The organism is Pseudomonas morbosilactucae, assembly GCF_023241715.1.
GTDB classification, from domain to species: Bacteria; Pseudomonadota; Gammaproteobacteria; order Pseudomonadales; family Pseudomonadaceae; genus Aquipseudomonas; species Aquipseudomonas morbosilactucae.
Map to the genome: position 1 here is coordinate 25,987 of NZ_JALQCW010000086.1, position 16,188 is coordinate 42,174.

At 58.7% G+C, this 16,188-nt stretch carries 20 protein-coding genes and 2 pseudogenes; 12 read left to right on the forward strand and 10 right to left on the reverse strand.

The features are described 5' to 3' along the window. Positions 1-96 precede the first annotated feature (96 nt). The 3 genes from M1B34_RS28145 to M1B34_RS28155 all read left to right on the forward strand — a co-directional run bounded on the left by M1B34_RS28145 (position 97) and on the right by M1B34_RS28155 (position 1,281). Entirely contained in the window at positions 97-288 is a 192-nt protein-coding gene (locus M1B34_RS28145) for a hypothetical protein (RefSeq protein ID WP_268266842.1), read from the forward strand. Between the two features lie 169 nt (positions 289-457). Beyond that, positions 458-988 carry a hypothetical protein gene (locus tag M1B34_RS28150; protein ID WP_268266843.1) on the forward strand — a complete coding sequence of 177 codons (531 nt, stop codon included), beginning with the start codon at positions 458-460 and terminating at the stop codon, positions 986-988. Between the two features lie 110 nt (positions 989-1,098). Further along, positions 1,099-1,281 (forward strand): hypothetical protein, encoded by a 183-nt coding sequence (locus tag M1B34_RS28155; RefSeq protein WP_268266844.1) that lies wholly within the window; start codon positions 1,099-1,101, stop codon positions 1,279-1,281. Positions 1,282-1,288: 7 nt separating this feature from the next. Here the strand turns inward: M1B34_RS28155 and M1B34_RS28160 are convergent, their stop codons facing one another. Together M1B34_RS28160 and yejK are read right to left on the reverse strand one after the other, a co-directional pair. Continuing rightward, positions 1,289-1,690 carry a hypothetical protein gene (locus tag M1B34_RS28160; protein ID WP_268266845.1) on the reverse strand — a complete coding sequence of 134 codons (402 nt, stop codon included), beginning with the start codon at positions 1,688-1,690 and terminating at the stop codon, positions 1,289-1,291. Positions 1,691-1,746: 56 nt separating this feature from the next. Further along, positions 1,747-2,754 (reverse strand): annotated as a pseudogene (yejK, locus tag M1B34_RS28165) (nucleoid-associated protein YejK). A gap of 106 nt (positions 2,755-2,860) precedes the next feature. Here yejK and M1B34_RS28170 point away from each other — a divergent pair. Then, entirely contained in the window at positions 2,861-3,091 is a 231-nt protein-coding gene (locus tag M1B34_RS28170) for a hypothetical protein (RefSeq protein WP_268266846.1), read from the forward strand. Between the two features lie 40 nt (positions 3,092-3,131). Here M1B34_RS28170 and M1B34_RS28175 read toward each other — a convergent pair whose 3' ends face one another. After that, entirely contained in the window at positions 3,132-3,440 is a 309-nt protein-coding gene (locus M1B34_RS28175; RefSeq protein ID WP_268266847.1) for a hypothetical protein, read from the reverse strand. 331 nt (positions 3,441-3,771) lie between these two features. On the opposite strand from M1B34_RS28175, the gene M1B34_RS28180 reads away from it, so the two are divergent. Continuing rightward, positions 3,772-4,374 (forward strand): hypothetical protein, encoded by a 603-nt coding sequence (locus M1B34_RS28180; protein ID WP_268266848.1) that lies wholly within the window; start codon positions 3,772-3,774, stop codon positions 4,372-4,374. A 47-nt stretch (positions 4,375-4,421) separates the two neighbouring features. Here the strand turns inward: M1B34_RS28180 and M1B34_RS28185 are convergent, their stop codons facing one another. The 4 genes from M1B34_RS28185 to M1B34_RS28200 form a co-directional block, all read right to left on the reverse strand. Beyond that, positions 4,422-4,940, reverse strand: coding sequence for a hypothetical protein (locus M1B34_RS28185; RefSeq protein WP_268266849.1), 519 nt, complete (start codon positions 4,938-4,940; stop codon positions 4,422-4,424). Beyond that, positions 4,937-5,128, reverse strand: a complete 192-nt coding sequence (locus tag M1B34_RS28190; RefSeq protein WP_268266850.1) for a hypothetical protein — start codon at positions 5,126-5,128, stop codon at positions 4,937-4,939. The genes M1B34_RS28185 and M1B34_RS28190 overlap by 4 nt, the downstream gene beginning before the upstream one ends. A gap of 428 nt (positions 5,129-5,556) precedes the next feature. Further along, positions 5,557-5,913 (reverse strand): hypothetical protein, encoded by a 357-nt coding sequence (locus M1B34_RS28195; protein ID WP_268266851.1) that lies wholly within the window; start codon positions 5,911-5,913, stop codon positions 5,557-5,559. A gap of 394 nt (positions 5,914-6,307) precedes the next feature. After that, on the reverse strand, positions 6,308-7,024 hold the full coding sequence (locus M1B34_RS28200) for a S24 family peptidase (RefSeq protein WP_268266852.1): 717 nt from the start codon (positions 7,022-7,024) through the stop codon (positions 6,308-6,310). Positions 7,025-7,113: 89 nt separating this feature from the next. Between M1B34_RS28200 and M1B34_RS28205 the strand changes: the two genes are divergently transcribed. From M1B34_RS28205 to M1B34_RS28220, 4 genes and pseudogenes are all read left to right on the forward strand, one after another. Further along, positions 7,114-7,302, forward strand: a complete 189-nt coding sequence (locus M1B34_RS28205) for a Cro/CI family transcriptional regulator (protein ID WP_268266853.1) — start codon at positions 7,114-7,116, stop codon at positions 7,300-7,302. Between the two features lie 2 nt (positions 7,303-7,304). Then, the gene (locus M1B34_RS28210) at positions 7,305-7,631 is read left to right on the forward strand and encodes a transcriptional regulator (protein WP_268266854.1); all 327 of its coding nucleotides are present in this window, start codon (positions 7,305-7,307) and stop codon (positions 7,629-7,631) included. Between the two features lie 2 nt (positions 7,632-7,633). Then, positions 7,634-8,080: a hypothetical protein gene (locus tag M1B34_RS28215; RefSeq protein ID WP_268266855.1), complete on the forward strand. Its 447-nt coding sequence runs from the start codon at positions 7,634-7,636 to the stop codon at positions 8,078-8,080. After that, positions 7,983-8,906, forward strand: a pseudogene (locus M1B34_RS28220) (major capsid protein); the annotation flags it as partial. The gene M1B34_RS28215 and the pseudogene M1B34_RS28220, both read left to right, overlap by 98 nt. Positions 8,907-8,996: 90 nt before the next feature. On the opposite strand, the gene M1B34_RS28225 reads toward M1B34_RS28220, so the two are convergent. Continuing rightward, positions 8,997-9,839 (reverse strand): SDR family oxidoreductase, encoded by an 843-nt coding sequence (locus M1B34_RS28225; RefSeq protein ID WP_268266868.1) that lies wholly within the window; start codon positions 9,837-9,839, stop codon positions 8,997-8,999. 364 nt (positions 9,840-10,203) lie between these two features. Between M1B34_RS28225 and M1B34_RS28230 the strand changes: the two genes are divergently transcribed. From M1B34_RS28230 to M1B34_RS28240, 3 genes are all read left to right on the forward strand, one after another. Beyond that, positions 10,204-10,950, forward strand: coding sequence for a YkgJ family cysteine cluster protein (locus tag M1B34_RS28230; protein WP_268266856.1), 747 nt, complete (start codon positions 10,204-10,206; stop codon positions 10,948-10,950). A gap of 289 nt (positions 10,951-11,239) precedes the next feature. Then, positions 11,240-12,208: an XdhC family protein gene (locus M1B34_RS28235; protein ID WP_268266857.1), complete on the forward strand. Its 969-nt coding sequence runs from the start codon at positions 11,240-11,242 to the stop codon at positions 12,206-12,208. Positions 12,209-12,292: 84 nt separating this feature from the next. Next, the gene (locus M1B34_RS28240; RefSeq protein WP_123334341.1) at positions 12,293-13,147 is read left to right on the forward strand and encodes an AraC family transcriptional regulator; all 855 of its coding nucleotides are present in this window, start codon (positions 12,293-12,295) and stop codon (positions 13,145-13,147) included. Between the two features lie 109 nt (positions 13,148-13,256). Here M1B34_RS28240 and M1B34_RS28245 read toward each other — a convergent pair whose 3' ends face one another. Beyond that, the gene (locus M1B34_RS28245) at positions 13,257-15,497 is read right to left on the reverse strand and encodes a xanthine dehydrogenase family protein molybdopterin-binding subunit (protein ID WP_268266858.1); all 2,241 of its coding nucleotides are present in this window, start codon (positions 15,495-15,497) and stop codon (positions 13,257-13,259) included. Positions 15,498-15,509: 12 nt separating this feature from the next. Further along, complete coding sequence (locus M1B34_RS28250) at positions 15,510-15,983, reverse strand: (2Fe-2S)-binding protein (RefSeq protein ID WP_268266859.1); 474 nt, start codon at positions 15,981-15,983, stop codon at positions 15,510-15,512. Positions 15,984-16,188 lie beyond the last annotated feature (205 nt).

Below are 16,188 nucleotides of genomic sequence, written 5' to 3' on the forward strand. Positions count from 1 at the left end.
ATGTAGGCGCTGCCCTCCGGAGTCCGGTGGTGGCAATTTGGTTTGGGGCGAGGTATTACGGGTGACCGGCATGGGGCCGGATCAAGGAGAAAAACGATGCTCGATAACAACTGCTGTGATGAATCCCGGCGTAAAGTTGACACCGCGAAAGGACTTGGAAGTTTAGAAAAAACAGAGCGCCGAAATATCATTGGCACTGTCATCACTCGATACAAGTGCGCCGCCTGCGGCGATAAATTGGTTAGGTCTGAAACAGAGGGTGGCCCTGCTGTGTGGAAACCAGATTAATAAAGTGAGATGTAGTCCTCTGGTTAACCTTGCTTGAACGATCGAGCCTGTGAGCAACTGGGCCATAATCACTCGACCATTTCGATGCAGTCGACTACCAATATCTGGTGCTGCTGGGACATAGGTGATCCTCGCCTGTATAGTTCCGAGATCTACAGGGGAGTGGGTTATGAACTGGGAAGCAGTTTTCCGTTGGATCGAAACCCATCCAGGACTGGCGTCTTGGGTACAAGCTGTTGGCTCAATCGCTGCGCTTGGTATTGCAATTTGGATTTCGTCTTCGCAGCGCCGAGATCAACTGAAAGCGGCAGAGAAGGCTGCAAAATCTAAAGTCGATGCTCTCGTAGCCGTTGTGGAAAGTGCGTCGATGTATGTCACGGTTCTTGGGGTTATGATCGAGAAAAAACCAGGTGCTTTTGCATTCGGTCAGAGTTGGAAACTCGTCCATAAACAATGGCTGGAATCCTCAATCCACTCACTTAATCAACTGCCTGCGCATGAATTCGGCAGGGGGGATTTGGTTCGCGGCTATTTCGGCATAGTCTCAGTAATCAATGAGATCAACCGACTCATAGATAGCGCAGTTAACGCAGATGCTCTGCAAGAATTAGAGTTCGCCTTCATGTGCGAGGAAGTTCTTATTAAGATTGAGGTCGTGCAGACCATATGGAGAAATATTCAAAAATTAACTGACATTTAAGCCATAACTATCCCGTTTGGGAGTGTGAGATATTCTCCCTCGCCGGCTGGCCTGATATCGTTGATATGGGGTATTTGTTATCGTCCGATGAAAATTGGACGGTGGCAGCTATGAACGATAAGCCCGATGTTCTGGCTATACGGCTGATTGGCGAAGAGGTGGTGCGCCTGCTCAGCCTTTCGGATGAAGAGTTGGACAACCAGGCCCGGGAAGGGCTCAACCTTATCGCTGAGCTGGCCCGGTGGCGCGAAGTGCTTGCCGCGCCAGTGCCGAAGGTGCAGCGCAATAGGTGATGGCGGGTCAGGCGCGGCGCACTTTGAAATGCAGCATCGCCTTGATGCTGTGGCAGTAATCCTGAAGTAACTCATAGGCCTTGTACTTGGCCTGACTTCGGGTAGCTGCCCACACCCTGACCAAATCCTCTCGGGCCTCTAGACTCCAGTTGAGATCGTCCCAATCATGCTTGAATGGTAGGACCAGCCACTCTTTCAGCGGCAGGCTCTCGGCCATCTCGCCGTATTGCATTTCGTGGGTAGGGTGGTAGTTGCTGATCCGCTTCTTCGGGTCTTCGTCCAGTACCACGCCGATGTAGTGGCCACGATCGGCCAGGATGATGCCGGGTTTCCCGTAGGCTATGACGCGGCGGCCGACTTCTGCAGGCACCTGATAGTGCTGCCGGACGTATGCGCAGTTGTGGCTCATGGATTATCTCCAGTCAGGCGCCGCGCTCCGCACGGAGCGAGGCGCAGCGGTAGGTGTCAGGCCGAAGCGCGCTTGAGCTGATCGGTGAGCTGGGTAGGAAGATTGCGCAGCGTCAGCGTGCCGCCGTCTTCATCGAACTCGATCTTGTCGCCCAGCAGGTGTGCTTCGAAACTGATCGACAGACCTTCGGCTCGGCCGGTGAAGCGCCGGAATTTGTTCAGTTTTTTCTTGTCCGGCGGCAGGGTCTCGGAAAGCCCGTAGTCCTTCACTTTGATGAAGTCGTAGAAGTTTTTCGGCCGTTCTTCGTCGATCAGGCCGGACAGCTCTTCAAGTGCGATTGGCTCACCCATCTTGGCCTGGGCCATGGAGTAGTTGACCAGGGTGCTGATCTTCTCGCGGGCATCTTCTTCGACCATCTCCTCGCTATCCACGAAGTCGCTGAACGCCTTAAGCAGAGTCCGGGTTTCGCCTGGGCCGTCGATGCCTTCCTGGCAGCCGATGAAATCGCGGAAGTAGTCGCTGAGCTTCCGGCCCTGCTTGCCCTTCAGGTAGGAGATGTACTGCTTCGACTGACGATTGGTCTGCCATTCGCTGATGTTGATGCGCGCCGCCAGGCGGATGCGGTCCAAGTCCAGGCGCTTCACTGTCATCAGGACCAGTTCTTCGGTCATGGTCACCGCTTCGGTTTCTTGAACCAGGGCGATGACCAGGTAATCGGTCAGACCTTACTGGTAGTGGCAGAAGAGTGCGTGCCCACCGGTGGTGAGGTTCGACTCTTCCATCAGCTTGGTGAGGTGTTCGACGGCCGTGGTGCTGAACGACAGGAAGTCGGTAACACCGGCCAGGTACTTGCCGAGCCAGCCGCTGAGCGGGTATGCGCCTGACTCCTGATGAAAGAAGCCCCAGCCCTTGTCGGCAGTGGCGTTGTAGCTTTCGTTGAGCTGGCTCATCAGGTCGTCGCGGGCCTGGCTTTCGACCTGTTCGGACGCTCCCAGGAACAGAACAGCAGGGGTGCCGTCAGGCTTCTTGTCGATCTTGTGGATGACGCTATGGCGTACAGGCATTTCTTTTACCTCAGGTAAGCGCCGCCCTCCGTGACCGGTGGTGGCAATTTGGTTTGGGTTGGGGTATTACGGATGGCCGGCATGGAGCCGGATCAAGGAGGAACAGGTGGACAACAAACCCTCAAACAAGCTGCTTGCAGAGCAAAGCGGCCTCACAAAGGCTGAAGTCGGAACGTACCTGACGGCGCTTGAGTCGCAGCCTGATGGAAGCTGGATGGCTTACTTCGGCACTGAGATCAATCGCTCGCCAGATGCCAGGACAAAGTTGAATGCAGCACGGACGTTATTGATCCCAGCCTGGCTTGCAAAGCATTGGGTTGATCGCGATATTGGCTAGGCTCAGCCCTCCGGTGACCGGATGCAGCGATCGGGGTGGTTTATGCGGGTTCGATTCCGGGCTTGCTAATTACCCAGTTCTCGACATTCACATTTGCTCCATCGGCACGAGCCTCCAGCACCTGGGCTAGATTGATCGCCGCCCGCCAGGTGAAGCGAAAGCCCTTCACGCGGCCGGTGGTCAGCTCGATAACGTGATAAGCGTCCTTGCCCTTGGTGACGACCTGATAGCGCACTGAGCGCTTTGGCGCTGTCTTTCCGATCATGGCGAAAAACTCAGCGGTGGCCGCAGTGGCCCGGATCCGCAGAGCAATGTTTCCCTCGACTCGCGCTTGCATTGTTGGATGCATGACTGATCCTCGGTGGTTGGTTGCATCTATTCGTCAGCACTCGTGTCACCTGGTGTTTGCCGTTGAGCGCAGGGGAGGCCGAGTCCGTATTGGGTTTTGAAATCGAAGGGGTGTTTCTTCTGTTGTGCGGACATAGGGGATCCTCGACGGGGCGGCGTTATCGTTGAAGTAGCCGAAGTGAATTCGCGGCTCGTGGAGTGTTAGCCCGGCGGGTGCCAAGCTTCCGTCGCAGCTTCAATGACGCTGCAGACGCTTAGTAGGTGATGGGCATGATGGCTTCTGGCTGATATTCTTTCGGCCCGAGTGTTATGCCAATTTAATGAGCGCAAAAATGTCGAACTGGTTTGAAGACAACCCAATTAAAAGTGTTATTTCTCATACTTGCTTAGTCGGTGCGGCGATTTGGGCGGTTTCATACTTCATTCTGGATGAAAACAAAGTAAATGTTTATAAGGCAGCCTCGGAGCAATATAAGGCTAAGGTCTCAGTGCTTGAGAGCGAAGTATCAAGCTTGAAATCTGAGAACGACAGGTATCGGTCCTGGCTACTGCAAGATCCCAAATCCTTCCCGGCATTGGAGTCAAAGATCAAATCCCTTGAGGTCGCGCTGGAAGAGGAGAATAAGACTCCAAAGGTTAAGGCGGAAGATAACGTAGACGCGCTGCTTTACGAACTTTCTAAAGGTTTTTCTAAGGGTGAGTCTTTTACTGACCCTAAAACTAAAGCGGTAATTGGTGTGTCTACTCTTACGCCGGATAATACCGCTAATGGTGTGGTGGTCCTTCCGGGGGGCGATAGAATAGAGCTCGCAGGAGCGAAGCCTGGGACCACTTGGAGCTTCAATAAAGGTGGAAAAAAGTACAACCTGACATTGGACTCTGTTAATTGGTTAAATAACAGCGTGAAGGCTTCTGTTTCTGAAGTGTCGGAGTAGGAGCTTTAACTCTTGCAATTAAGGTGTTGGCGGGCAGCGCCGGAGTGTCAGGGGCAGTTGTTCGCGCCGCAGTTCTGGCAGTCGTTGAGGAATCGGCCGTCCCAGCTGATGAAGCGTCCGCAGCCGTGGCAATTGAGGGGGCGTTCCCAGGCTTTGCGCTGCTTCCTTGGCTTTACAAGTTCAATTCCGGTGTCTTGCAGGGCCTCTTTGATATTCACGTCCCGCTTGTGCACCAGGCGCCGGGCCTTTGCCTCGAGGTAAGCCAAGGGCCAGATCACCGCTTCCTCTGGGGTGTTGCCGATCGCTTCGGCAGCCTCAAGCTTGAGGTGGTGGGCCATCTCGAACCGGTATGTGTGGCCTATTGGCCACCTGTCCAAGGCAATGTCGTTCCCATTCCACTGCCCTGGGATCTGAAGGACGACAGAGCATCCCGGCGTCAGCTGGTTTCGGGCTTCGTCCAGGCTGATGTACTGATGGTCTACACTGAGGTGCGCGTGGGCATCGACGTAATCCTTAGGCCAGGGAATGTCTGTTTCCCGGCGGGGGCAGTCCAAAAGGTCCGTCACGCTTTCAGCGCATTCAGCTTCTGACGGCAGTCCCGAACATCTGCCATGCAGCGAGCGGCTTCCGCATTGTCGCCGTCGCGCAGCGCTTGCTTGGCCCAGTGTGTCCAGCCATCAATAGAGCCCTGGAGATCGGCGACCATTGTCGCACTGGTGCTGACGAACTGACCTTTGTCGTTACGAATTGCCATGGTGAATTCCTCCTGGTTGTCATCCCAAGCAGCCCTCGCGAGAAGGCTGCTCAGTGATGCTTTCCGCCGTGACCCGCTACTGGCGTCGGTCACCGGCTTGAATCAAATGTCACTCCAGCCGCGGGCCTTTCGGCTTGTTCTCCCGCTGGATAACTGTTCTTGGCGCTTTACGCTGCACGCTCGGGTCAGTTGCCAACCCTCTGAACCGTTGAGGCCGGTTCATCGCTGCCTTTGAATCTGGGCCGGTGGTGATCCGGCAGTGGTGATGCGGTGGAACTAAAGAGCGGTGGCTTTCGCCATTCCGCTTCAAATGCAGGCATGCTTGCGCTTATAAAGGCATGCTTGTATTTAATGTGCAGGTTTACTTGTGTATTTTCATCGAGGCGAAAAAAAACCCGCTCAGTGGCGGGCCTTGGGATTCGTTGGTATCAGTAGCTTGAGTCGAGCCACAGAGCAGCTTCGTATACGGTCTTCAGTGGATTGTCGCGGCAGTGCTTTTCAACGAAGGCAATCAGCGACTCGCTATCTGGCTGAAGCTTCATTGCTGTATTGGAATCCATTAAGCGTTGGGTGTTTGTCCCACTGAGATAGCCCTGTAACCACGCAACAGTCAAAACGTCCATAAGCTCTTTTTGCCCTTTAGGCGGCTTCATGAATTTTCCGCACGATGTAGCCCCTATGCCGCTTACAGCAAATTTCGTCTCAGCGTTTGACGTCGTTGGTGCGAGGATCGCGAAGCACAGCGCCACCGCGACCGCTGAAGTTTTCAAGAGCGTTGTTTGCATCAAAGTAATCCCTTTTTTTTTGATCGAAGCCGGCTCCGGCTTCTGTCGTATATCTTCAAGCAATGCATGCCGTATCGACCTGCAATGTGTACGTACTGGTGGTAGCTGGTGCAGAAGCCGTTGGGCTACTGTTACATTGATGATCGCCCGGCTTGTAAAGGCGATAGAGGAACCAGTCTTTAACAGCTCCAAGGCCGAATACTGCGAAGAACGAAGCTATGTACAGGATGAAGTACGCTAACTCTGCTCATCCACCATGCTTTGTGCTAAGCCATCCATCAAGCCAATACACCACCAGGCCAATTGCGAAGAACACTAAGAATGCAAGCGTCCATGCATGGTTCTCGTGAGCCTTGTAAATTTTGCGCTCAGCCTCGTTCAAGATCTGTGTTCCTCACAACTTCTTTGCGTTCCATACCAGCAGTACGCGGGCGTGAATGATCATGCCTTCCAGTTCAGCGCCCTTAATGTCGTAGGGAGGGAAGGTCTCGTTATCCGAAATCATGCGAAGCATCTTCGGTAGCCGCTGTAACCGCTTGATGTACAGCATTCCATCAAGCGTAAAGACGTAAACCCCGTCAACCACTACTTCGTTGATTCCCTGGTCAACGATCAGTGGGTCACCGCTGGAGAACGTTGCCCCCATGCTTTCACCGAATCCAGTGATTACAGAAAGATTGTCGCCGTTGGTGTAGGTGATTCCCTGTTCACGCAGGTACTCGGTGCGCACTGTGATATTGCGGACCGTCTCGATGTATTCCTTTGGCAACACCTGTCCTGGCCCCATAGACCCAGCTACGTCGTACTGTGGAATTTCAATCTCATCATTCTGGTGCTTGCGGGTGAAATCCCCGGTCAGCACGTTGTTTTGAGCTGATCGACTGGGTGGGTCTCCCTTCCCAATCAGTAGCCAATCGACGGTCGTGTCGAATCCTTCGGCCATTGCGAGCAAGTTTTCGTTCTTGATGTTTCCAGTATCCCCGGCAAACCACTGGCGCACAGCTTCATAGCTGATTCCGCACGTGGTGGAAATCTGCCGCTTCACGCCCCGGATTCCAGTTTCTGGCTTCCGAGACAGCACAAGTTTTGTCATTCGATCAGTGATGTTCATTTGCCCAATCTACAAGCTAGCTTGTCAAGCATGCTTTTTTAATAAATACAAGCATGCCTGGATTTGGCGTACGAGTATTGGAGGTGCCCATGAAACGCCAGACAGCGATTGATTATTTCGGCTCCATTCCCAAGCTTGCACGCGCCTTGAAGATCACGTACGAGGCAGTGCGGCAGTGGGGGAAGGACGTCCCAGAATTGCGCCAGTACCAGCTGGAAAAGATCACCAACGGAACGCTGAAGGCGGGCAACGAAAGCCCGTCTCAGTCGGTAGCCTGACCATGCCGACGTCCTCATTAAGCCAAGAGCGGGATGACATAGCCCGCGAGATAGAGACGCTGATCTTGCAGCGGGTTGCATGTGTCAGCCAAAAGCACCTTTCGGTTGCACTGAAACCCAAGTTCGAGAGCTGCAGCGAGTCCACGGTGTCACGTTGGAATGATGGCGAGTACCAGAAGTGGGCGGCAGCGCTCTCGATCCTGGGGTTGCGCGTTGTTCCTCAGTCGGCAGTTGTCGTCACCGCCGAATACCTGTCAGCGCTTGAGACCATGGCGCGGATCGGCTTGAAGGCCGAGAAGAGACGGCCCGGCCCGCTTGGGTGGGACTGACCATGGATTGGTTCCGGATGTATGGCGAGTTCGCCACCGATCCCAAAGTGCAGATGATGAGCGAGGCCATGCAGCGTCGCTTAGTCATGTTGTTCTGCCTCGAATGCAGTAACGGTATTGAAACGTTTCATGTAACGGAACGCGAAACATCGATTGCTTTTGCTATGCGCGTTACAGAGGAAATTCTCTCCGAAACCAAGGCCGTTTTTTTGGCTAAAGGATTCATCAACGACGACTGGACGCTGAGCAATTGGGATAAGCGCCAATACGTCTCTGATTCCCAGATCTCCCTCAATCGTAAGGAAATAACTCATGTCCCTGTCGCAAATGCAGGTTTTCAACGAATACATCATGCCGGCGACCATCGAGACGCGGGATCAGTACCTGGTCGCGTTCAACGCTGCGAGCTGCGGTGCAATCCTTCTGTCTCCGGATGGCTTCACTGGTGATTTCCTCCAGGAGTCGTTCTTCCAGACCCTGGCTGCCGCTCAGCGCCGCGTCGATCGCTACGCCGCCAACGGTGCCGCGCCGATCACTGATCTGACCGAGCTGAAAAACTCCTCGGTCAAAGTGGCCGGCGGCTTCGGGCCGATCCGCTACGAGCCTTCGCAGATGACCTGGCTGGAGCGTCCAACCGCTCAAGGCATCGAAGTAGCATCGCGTGCGTTCGCGGAGATCCTGCTGAAGGACCAACTGAATACCGCCATCGCGGCGCTGGTGGCTGCAATCACCGCTCAGGCAGCAGCTGTGAATGACGTGTCTGCCACCGCTGGCATCAGCCAGGCCGCATTGAACAACGCTCATGCGAAGTTCGGTGATGCGAGTCAATCGCTGGTCACCCAGATCATGCAGGGCACCACCTACCACAAGCTGGTCGGCCAGGCGCTGACCAACAGCGAGCAGCTGTTCCAGGCGGGCAACGTTCGTGTGGTGGACATCCTCGGAAAAATTTCGGTCGTTACCGACGCGCCGGCACTGATGCAGACCGGCACGCCCAACAAGGAAGTCATTCTGTCCCTGGTGCAAGGCGCAGCGATGGTTCACGACGGTCGCGACATCATCAGCAACGTCCAGACCACCAACGGCAAGGAGCGCATCGAAACCACGCTCCAGACCGACTACACCTTCGGCCTGGGCCTCAAGGGCTACACCTGGGACACCACCGCCGGCGGCAAGTCGCCAACCTACGCCGAGCTGGCGACTGGTACCAACTGGGACAAGACCGCCACCAGCATCAAGCACACCGCCGGTGTGGCTCTGATCGGTGATGCCTCACCGGCCTGGGGCCTGGAGGTAAACAGGCCCCAGGCTCTAACCCCATGGGCAATTTTCAGGAGCCCGGCAGGCTCAATGCGCAGTGGCGGCTTAAGCGTTGCCGTGGTCCAGCGAGCAGGACAAGGCGCGGTGGGCGTCAGCCTGTTCGAGCAGCGCCTTGGCCTTGGTTTCGAATGTCAGCACGGCGTCGGCCCCGGCGGCGAAGCGGGTCGGTGGTGTTTCAGCATGGGCGAGTTGCACGATGGCCGTCGCGAGTTTGGCCGGGTCGCCACTTTGTTGGCCGTTCATGCCGCTCCAGGCGGTGACGGTTTCGCGGGTGCGTTCGGCGTAATCCTTGAGCGTCGGCTCGGCAAAGGTTGTGGAGTCTGTGGTGAGCAACTCAGTGCGGAAAAAACCGGGTTCCACCAACATGGTTTTGACACCGTAGGGGGCGATCTCCGGGGCCAGGGATTCCATCCAGCCCTCGATGCCAAACTTTGCGGCCGCGTAGGCACTGCAGAACACCCCCCCGCTGATGCCAGCGGTGGAGGAGATCGTGAGCAACAGGCCCGAGCGTTGTTTGCGCATCACCGGCAGCACCGCGCGGGCGACGTTCATTGGGCCGAACAGCAGTATCTCGATCTGTTGACGAACCTGTTCAGGGCTGAGCTCTTCGAAGAACCCCGCGTAGAAATACCCGGCATTGTTGACCAGAACGTCGATCCGTCCGAATTTTTCCAGGGTCGCTTGAACGGCCATTTCGGCGTCTTCAGGGCGGGTGACGTCGAGCTGGAGGATGAGCAAATCATCGTGACTGCCAATGGCCGCCACGATCTTTTGCGGATCGCGCCCGGTGGCGACCACCGCGTGTCCGGCCTTCAGCGCTGCGTGGGCCAAGTGCGCGCCCAAGCCGCGGCCGGCGCCGGTGATAAGCCAAACCTGTTTGTCTGTCATAAGAGTTTCCTTGGAAGCTGAAGTGGTGGTCTTGCTCGAAATGCCGCCCTTGCCGGGTAGGTATGTCGTAGCCTCGACGCATTTTCCGATCTTCAGCCCCGGACGCCTTGCAGGGTTCGCGTTAAAGATTGCCTAAAACAACGGTCTTTCTGCGGCGCAGCGTAGGGCATCACGCCCTGCGGGCGTTCAGCTTCGGCAACCGTTCTGGCAATCACCTTGAATCGGGCAAACATTCACGCGGATCCGGCAACTGCATCCGCGTTTCACTTCACATACTCCGGCCGAAATCCTGGGGGGGCGCCACCGAGATACTGCGGTGGCAGGGCCTGCCAGGGGCGATCGACCATGGGTGTGAGTAGTTGATATGCAAAACAACGCTATCCGGTTTGCCTGCAACGGCTGCGGGGTTTGCTGCAAGGGGCGCCTGATTCCATTGACCCTGAACGAGACGCGGCAGTGGCTAGGACGGGGCCATGATGTGGCGGTCATCCTGGAGGCCTTCGACGAGTCGAACTGGGTTTCCCAGCCCCAGCAGTATGCCCACAGCGCGCGACGAGCCGTGGAGGTCGGCAGCGGCGAGGCGCGTATCCGGGTGGTTGCCGTGCTGGCCGCCAACGCGCTGCGGCAATGCCAGAATCTCGGTGATGACGACCGCTGCTGTATCTATGACGAGCGGCCATTGGTGTGCCGGATCTACCCCATGGAAATCAACCCGTTCATTGCCCTGCGTCCGGAAAACAAGGCGTGTGCTCCTGCCGTTTGGGAGCAAGGCGAGATCCTGTTTACCGACCGCATCGTCGACCCGCTTCTGGCTGACCAGGTCGAGCGTTCTCGCCAGGCCGACCGGGACGACGCCCAGGCCAAGATTACCCTGTGTGAGCTGATGGGGCTGAACGTCGCGGCGTGGAAGGGCGATGCGCTGGCGATTTATCTGCCTGATCGGCGGCAACTGCTGGAAGCCCTTGAGCGCTATGACATCGGGTTCACAGCAGCGCCCTGTACGGATTGGAAAGTCCGCGCCGACACCCCGGTGTTGCGCCAGCAACTGCATCAGTTGGGGGTGGCATTGGACGACCAACTGCCAAGCGCCTACCTCTTTCATCGGTTGTAGGCGCTGGTACGTCTTGACCACGCCGAGGCGCGAGGTGTGGCTCGTCAGTTTGGGCAGTAGGGCAGCCTGAAATACTTTGTCACATAGCCTTTTCAGCAGCGTTGCTCGTTGGATTGGGCAATAAAATCCGTCAATCAGGCAATCGTCTCGCCGTGACGCGCCCCATACTGGCGGCAATCCCTCAAGCGCATTTACACCGCCGGCCCGGCACGCCAGCGCCAGGGTGTTCGAGGCTTGCCCACCCCGGTGCAAACGCTGATCAGAGGAACCGCGTCCCGCGACGCAACCCATGAAAAATCTTGATCTGCAGGTTATCCAGCAAGCTTATTCGTGGCTCGAACAGGGCCACGGCGTGTGGTTGTGCACGGTGCTTGCGACCTTTGGCTCTGCCCCCAGGGGGCCGGGCTCGCTGCTGGTGGCGTTACCGTCAGGAGCGTTCTGCGGTTCGCTGTCGGGGGGCTGCGTCGAGGAGGATTTTCTGCAGCGGCTCGGTCGCGACGAGTTTGCCGAGCACAACCAGATCGTGCGCTATGGCGAAGGTGGGCTGGCCCCCTCGTTGGCGTTGCCCTGTGGTGGCGTGCTCGATGTACTGGTGGAAAGGTTCGAACCCGACTGCAGTGCCCGACAGCATTTCGCGACGCTGCTCGAGGCCTTGCAGGGACGGCACCTGGTGGTGCGTCACGTCACGCTGGGAAGCTGTGTACGACGAAACGAAACCACAGCCAGCATCACCGCCCCCGTCGTGATCGATGCCGATCAGGTGCGCATTCGTGTGGGCGCAGCCCAGCGGCTCCTGGTCGCGGGCCTGTCACCGGTGGCCGAGTTCTGTGCGGGCTTTGCGGTCGCCCTGGGTTACGAAGTGATCGTCTGCGACCCGCGCAGCGAGCTGACCGCGGGCTTCAACATGGCAGGGGTGGAGTTGCGGAAGATCTTGCCCGCCACCTTCATTGCCCAGGGTGGATGCCATGCGGCCACGGCCATTGTGGCCTTGACCCACGACCCGCGTCTGGACGACCTGACCTTGCTGGAGGCGGTGAGAACCCCGGCCTTCTACATCGGCGCCATGGGCTCCCGGCGCACCAGTGAAAAACGCCTGGAACGGGTCCAGCGCATTGGAGGCTTGGAGCCGCAGGTGATCGAACGCATTCATGCGCCCATCGGCCTCAAACTCGGCAGCAAGACCCCGGCAGAGATCGCGCTGGCGGTCATGGCGGACATTGTTCGCGTAAGCAACAGCGTGGCCCGTGACCAACTGTAGACCTGATATTTCCAAGGAGGCGTAACCGTGCAAGCTGATTTCAAAATCAACCCGAGCGTCAGCGATACCCGTCGTCTTGCTGACATGGTGAGCCAAATGCTGCGCAGCGAGGGTGACCAAGTCACCGCTATCCCCGGCTTGAGCCTGCATCGGCGTAAATTGGCGACCACGCCGGTGCATTGTGTTTACGGCCTGGGCATCGGCGTCACGGTGCAAGGGTGCAAGCAAGTCATCGTCGGGGAGGACGTGCTGACTTATGGCCCCGGCCAGTCGATGGTCACCAGCCTCGATTTACCGGTCATTTCCCATGTGATCCAGGCCAGCATCGCCAAACCCTTTCTGGGCCTGATGCTGACATTCGACAACGCCATGGTGATGCAACTCGCCCAGCGCATGCAGTTGTCGCAGCGCATGAAAGATGGCTGCTTTCGTCCGCTGACCGTGCAGGCCCTGGATGTCGGCGTGCTGTGTGCGCTGGAGCGTTTGCTGGGGCTGCTCAGCGAGCCGGCACTGCTTGAAACCCTGGCACCCTTGATCAAGGAAGAAATCATCGCTCGCCTGCTCAGCGGTGCCCATGGTGCGCAGTTGCTGCAGGTGGTCACGGCGGGCTCGCCCAGCCAGCACATCGCCAAGACCGTGGCCTGGTTGAAGCTGAATTTTCGCCAGGCCTTGCGCATGGATGATTTGGCGGCCATTGCGCACATGAGTCCGTCCACCTTTCGCCAGCATTTTCGCGTGGTCACCGGCATGAGCCCGTTGCAGTACCAGAAACAGCTGAGGCTGCAAGCGGCTCGCCAGTTGATGTTGAGCCAGAATGTCGATGCCAGCAGTGCGGGCGGGCTGGTGGGTTACGAAAGCTCATCGCAGTTCAGTCGCGAGTACAGCCGCCTGTTTGGCGAGCCGCCGCAGCGGGACATCCGGCGGATGCGCTTGCAATGAATCTCGATGGGCAGGAGGCCGGCCCATCTTCCCTCCAATAGGCTCGGCCTCCGCCCGTTTCTCAGGGTGGGTCGAAGCGTCGCTCCGGGGGCGTTAACCCCCGCAGTCATCACCCCAGCTTGAAAGGCAATTGACGTATCGGCTGCCCGGTGAGGCTCGCGATCGCATTGGCGAAGGCGGGTGCCAACGGTGGCAGGCCGGGTTCACCCATGCCCGTGGGCGGTTCTGCGCTTGGCACCAGGTGCACGGCAAACTCCGGCATGTCGGTGATGCGCGGCACACTGAAGTCCGCGAAGTTGCTCTGTTGCACCACCCCATCCTTCAAGGTGATGGCGCCTCCCGGCAGGCACATCGACAAGCCCATCAGGGCCGCGCCTTGCACCTGGGCCTCGACGCTGCGGGGGTTGACCACCAGGTTGCAGTGAACGCCGGCGGTCACTTGGTGCAGCACTGGGCGGCCGTCCTGCGCCGAGGCTTCCACGACATAGGCCACCACCGAACTGAACGACTCGTGAACCGCCACGCCCCAGGCGCGACCAGCCGGCAGTTGGCGTTTGCCGTAGCCGCTCTTGTCCACCGCCAATTGCAGCGCCGCACTATGGCGTGGGCGTTGATCGGCAAACAGCTTCATCCGGTAAGCCACGGGGTCCTGTCGAGTGGTGCGGGCGATCTCATCGATCAAGGTCTCCATCACGAAGGCCGTGTGGGTGGACCCCACGCTGCGCCACCACAGCACCGGCACGTTGAGTTTCGGGTGGTGCACCGTCAGGCGCATCGGCAGCGGATAAGGGTCGCGCATGCCTTCAGTCGCCGTGGGATCAATGCCGTTTTTCACCCGGCCGCCGAACATGGTGCCCGAGATGATCGACTGTCCGACCAGCACGTGGTCCCAGGCCAGCACTTGGCCGTTATCGTCGAAACCGATGTGCGCGCGGTGCAGGTGCATAGGGCGGTAATAGCCGCCCTTGATGTCGTCCTCGCGGCTCCACAGGGTGCGCACCGGCACCGTCAAACCGGCGCTTTGCGCCGCCTTGGCCACCTCGCAGGCCAGCACCACAATGTCGCAGGTGGCGATGCCGCGTCGGCCAAAACCGCCGCCCGCGGTCTGCACGTTGATCTGTACCTGCTCGGGCTTGAGGTTGAGCACCCGTGCCGCCGCGGCGCCGTCGGCGCCGGCAAACTGGGTGCCGACCCACAATTCGGCGCGCCCAGCGGACAGCTGTACGGTGCAGTTCAGCGGTTCCATGGGGGCATGGGCCAGGTACGGGAACAGGAACTCGGCTTCCAACTGATGCGGTGCGCTGGCCAGCGGCGTCATGTCCGCCTCGAAATGGCGCGGGCCCGGGCGGCCAGCCAGTTCGCGGTAGTCGGCCAACTGACGCTCGCTGTCGACCTTCTCTACGTTCGCGGTGTCCCACTGCAGCTTGAGGGCATCGCGCCCTTGCTTGGCCTGCCAGTAGCCCAGCGCCACGACTGCTACGCCTTCGGCGCCAGCGTCCAGCGGCACCCGCAGCACCGCCTTCACGCCCTGGATCGCCCGTGCCGCGCTGTCATCCAGCGAGGCGATTTTGGCGCCGAACACCGGTGGGCGAGCCACCACGGCGGTGAGTTGCCCGGGCAGGCCCATGTCGATGCCGAAGGCCTGCTGGCCACTGCTCTTGGCCTTGGCATCGATGCGCGTCGTGGCATGGCCAATGATGCGGAAGTCCTTGGGGTCTTTGAGGGTGATCTGTTCAGGCACCGGCAGTGCCATCGCCGCCTCGGCCAGTTCACCGTAGCTCGCTGTGCGGCCGCCGGGGCCCAGTACCTTGCCGGCTTGTGTGCTCAGGCTCGCCACGTCCAGGTTCCAGCGTGCGGCCGCTGCCGAGAGCAGCATGGCGCGAGCGCGGGCACCGAGTTCGCGGTATTGGGTGTAGCTGTTCTTGATCGAGTTGGAGCCGCCGGTCAGGTGCATGCCAAAGAGCGGGTCCTGGTAGGCGATGTCGCTGCTGCCATTGCGGCTGCGCACCAGGCTCCAGTCGGCATCCAGCTCTTCGGCGAGGATCATCGGCAGGCCGGTCTGTACACCTTGGCCGAACTCCAGGCGGTTGAGGGTCACGGTGACTTCACCGTTCGACGCGATGTGCACGAACGCAGAGGGCTGCTGATTCGGCTTCAGTACTGCTGCGGCGTCACCGCCAGCGCTTTGCGCCAGGGCCAGGTGGGGAAATGCCCCCAGGGCCAGGCCGCCCACACCGAGGATTTTGAGGAAGCTGCGGCGCGGCAGAGTGGCAGGGCCATCGGCCTGGTCGCGTTCAAGCATGTGTTGCAAGGCGCGCGGAAGCTCGTCCGGGAAGATGTCGTTCAGCATGGTGGGCTCCGATCAGGCCAGGGTTTTCGCAGCATCCGCCACCGCTGCGCGGATACGGGCGTAAGTGCCACAGCGGCAGATGTTGCCGGCCATGGCCGAGTCGATCTCCGCGGCCGTTGGCTGCTTGCCTTTGGGTTGGGCCTTGAGAAACGCCGTCGCGCTCATGATTTGGCCGCTCTGGCAGTAGCCGCATTGGGCCACGTCATGCTTGACCCAGGCCTCGTGCACGGCGGTACCGACCGGGTCGCTGCCATCGGTGGCGGCTTCGATGGTGGTGATCTTCCGGCCTTCGGCGACGGCGATAGGCGTGACGCAAGAGCGAATGGCCTGGCCATCCAGGTGAACGGTGCACGCACCGCACAAGGCGGCGCCGCAGCCGAACTTGGTGCCGGTCATGCCCATCGTGTCGCGCAAGGCCCAAAGAATCGGGGTGCCAGGGTCGACGTCAACCTTGTACTCACGTCCATTGATGTTGAGGGCGCTCATAAGGGGTAGCTCTCCGTGAACAAGTTGGATCAGTGTTTCGAAATGACGTTAGTCGAACGACTGACGACCTTGGCGGCCGACGGCAGAAGGCGTTTTCACCAGGGCCTTGAAGAGGGCGGCTGACACGGCACGGCTTGGCAGCGCAGAGCGCGTCAGACTCACTCGTGCCGGGCGGTTGATGGAGGTGTGCAGCCCGCCCAGGGCA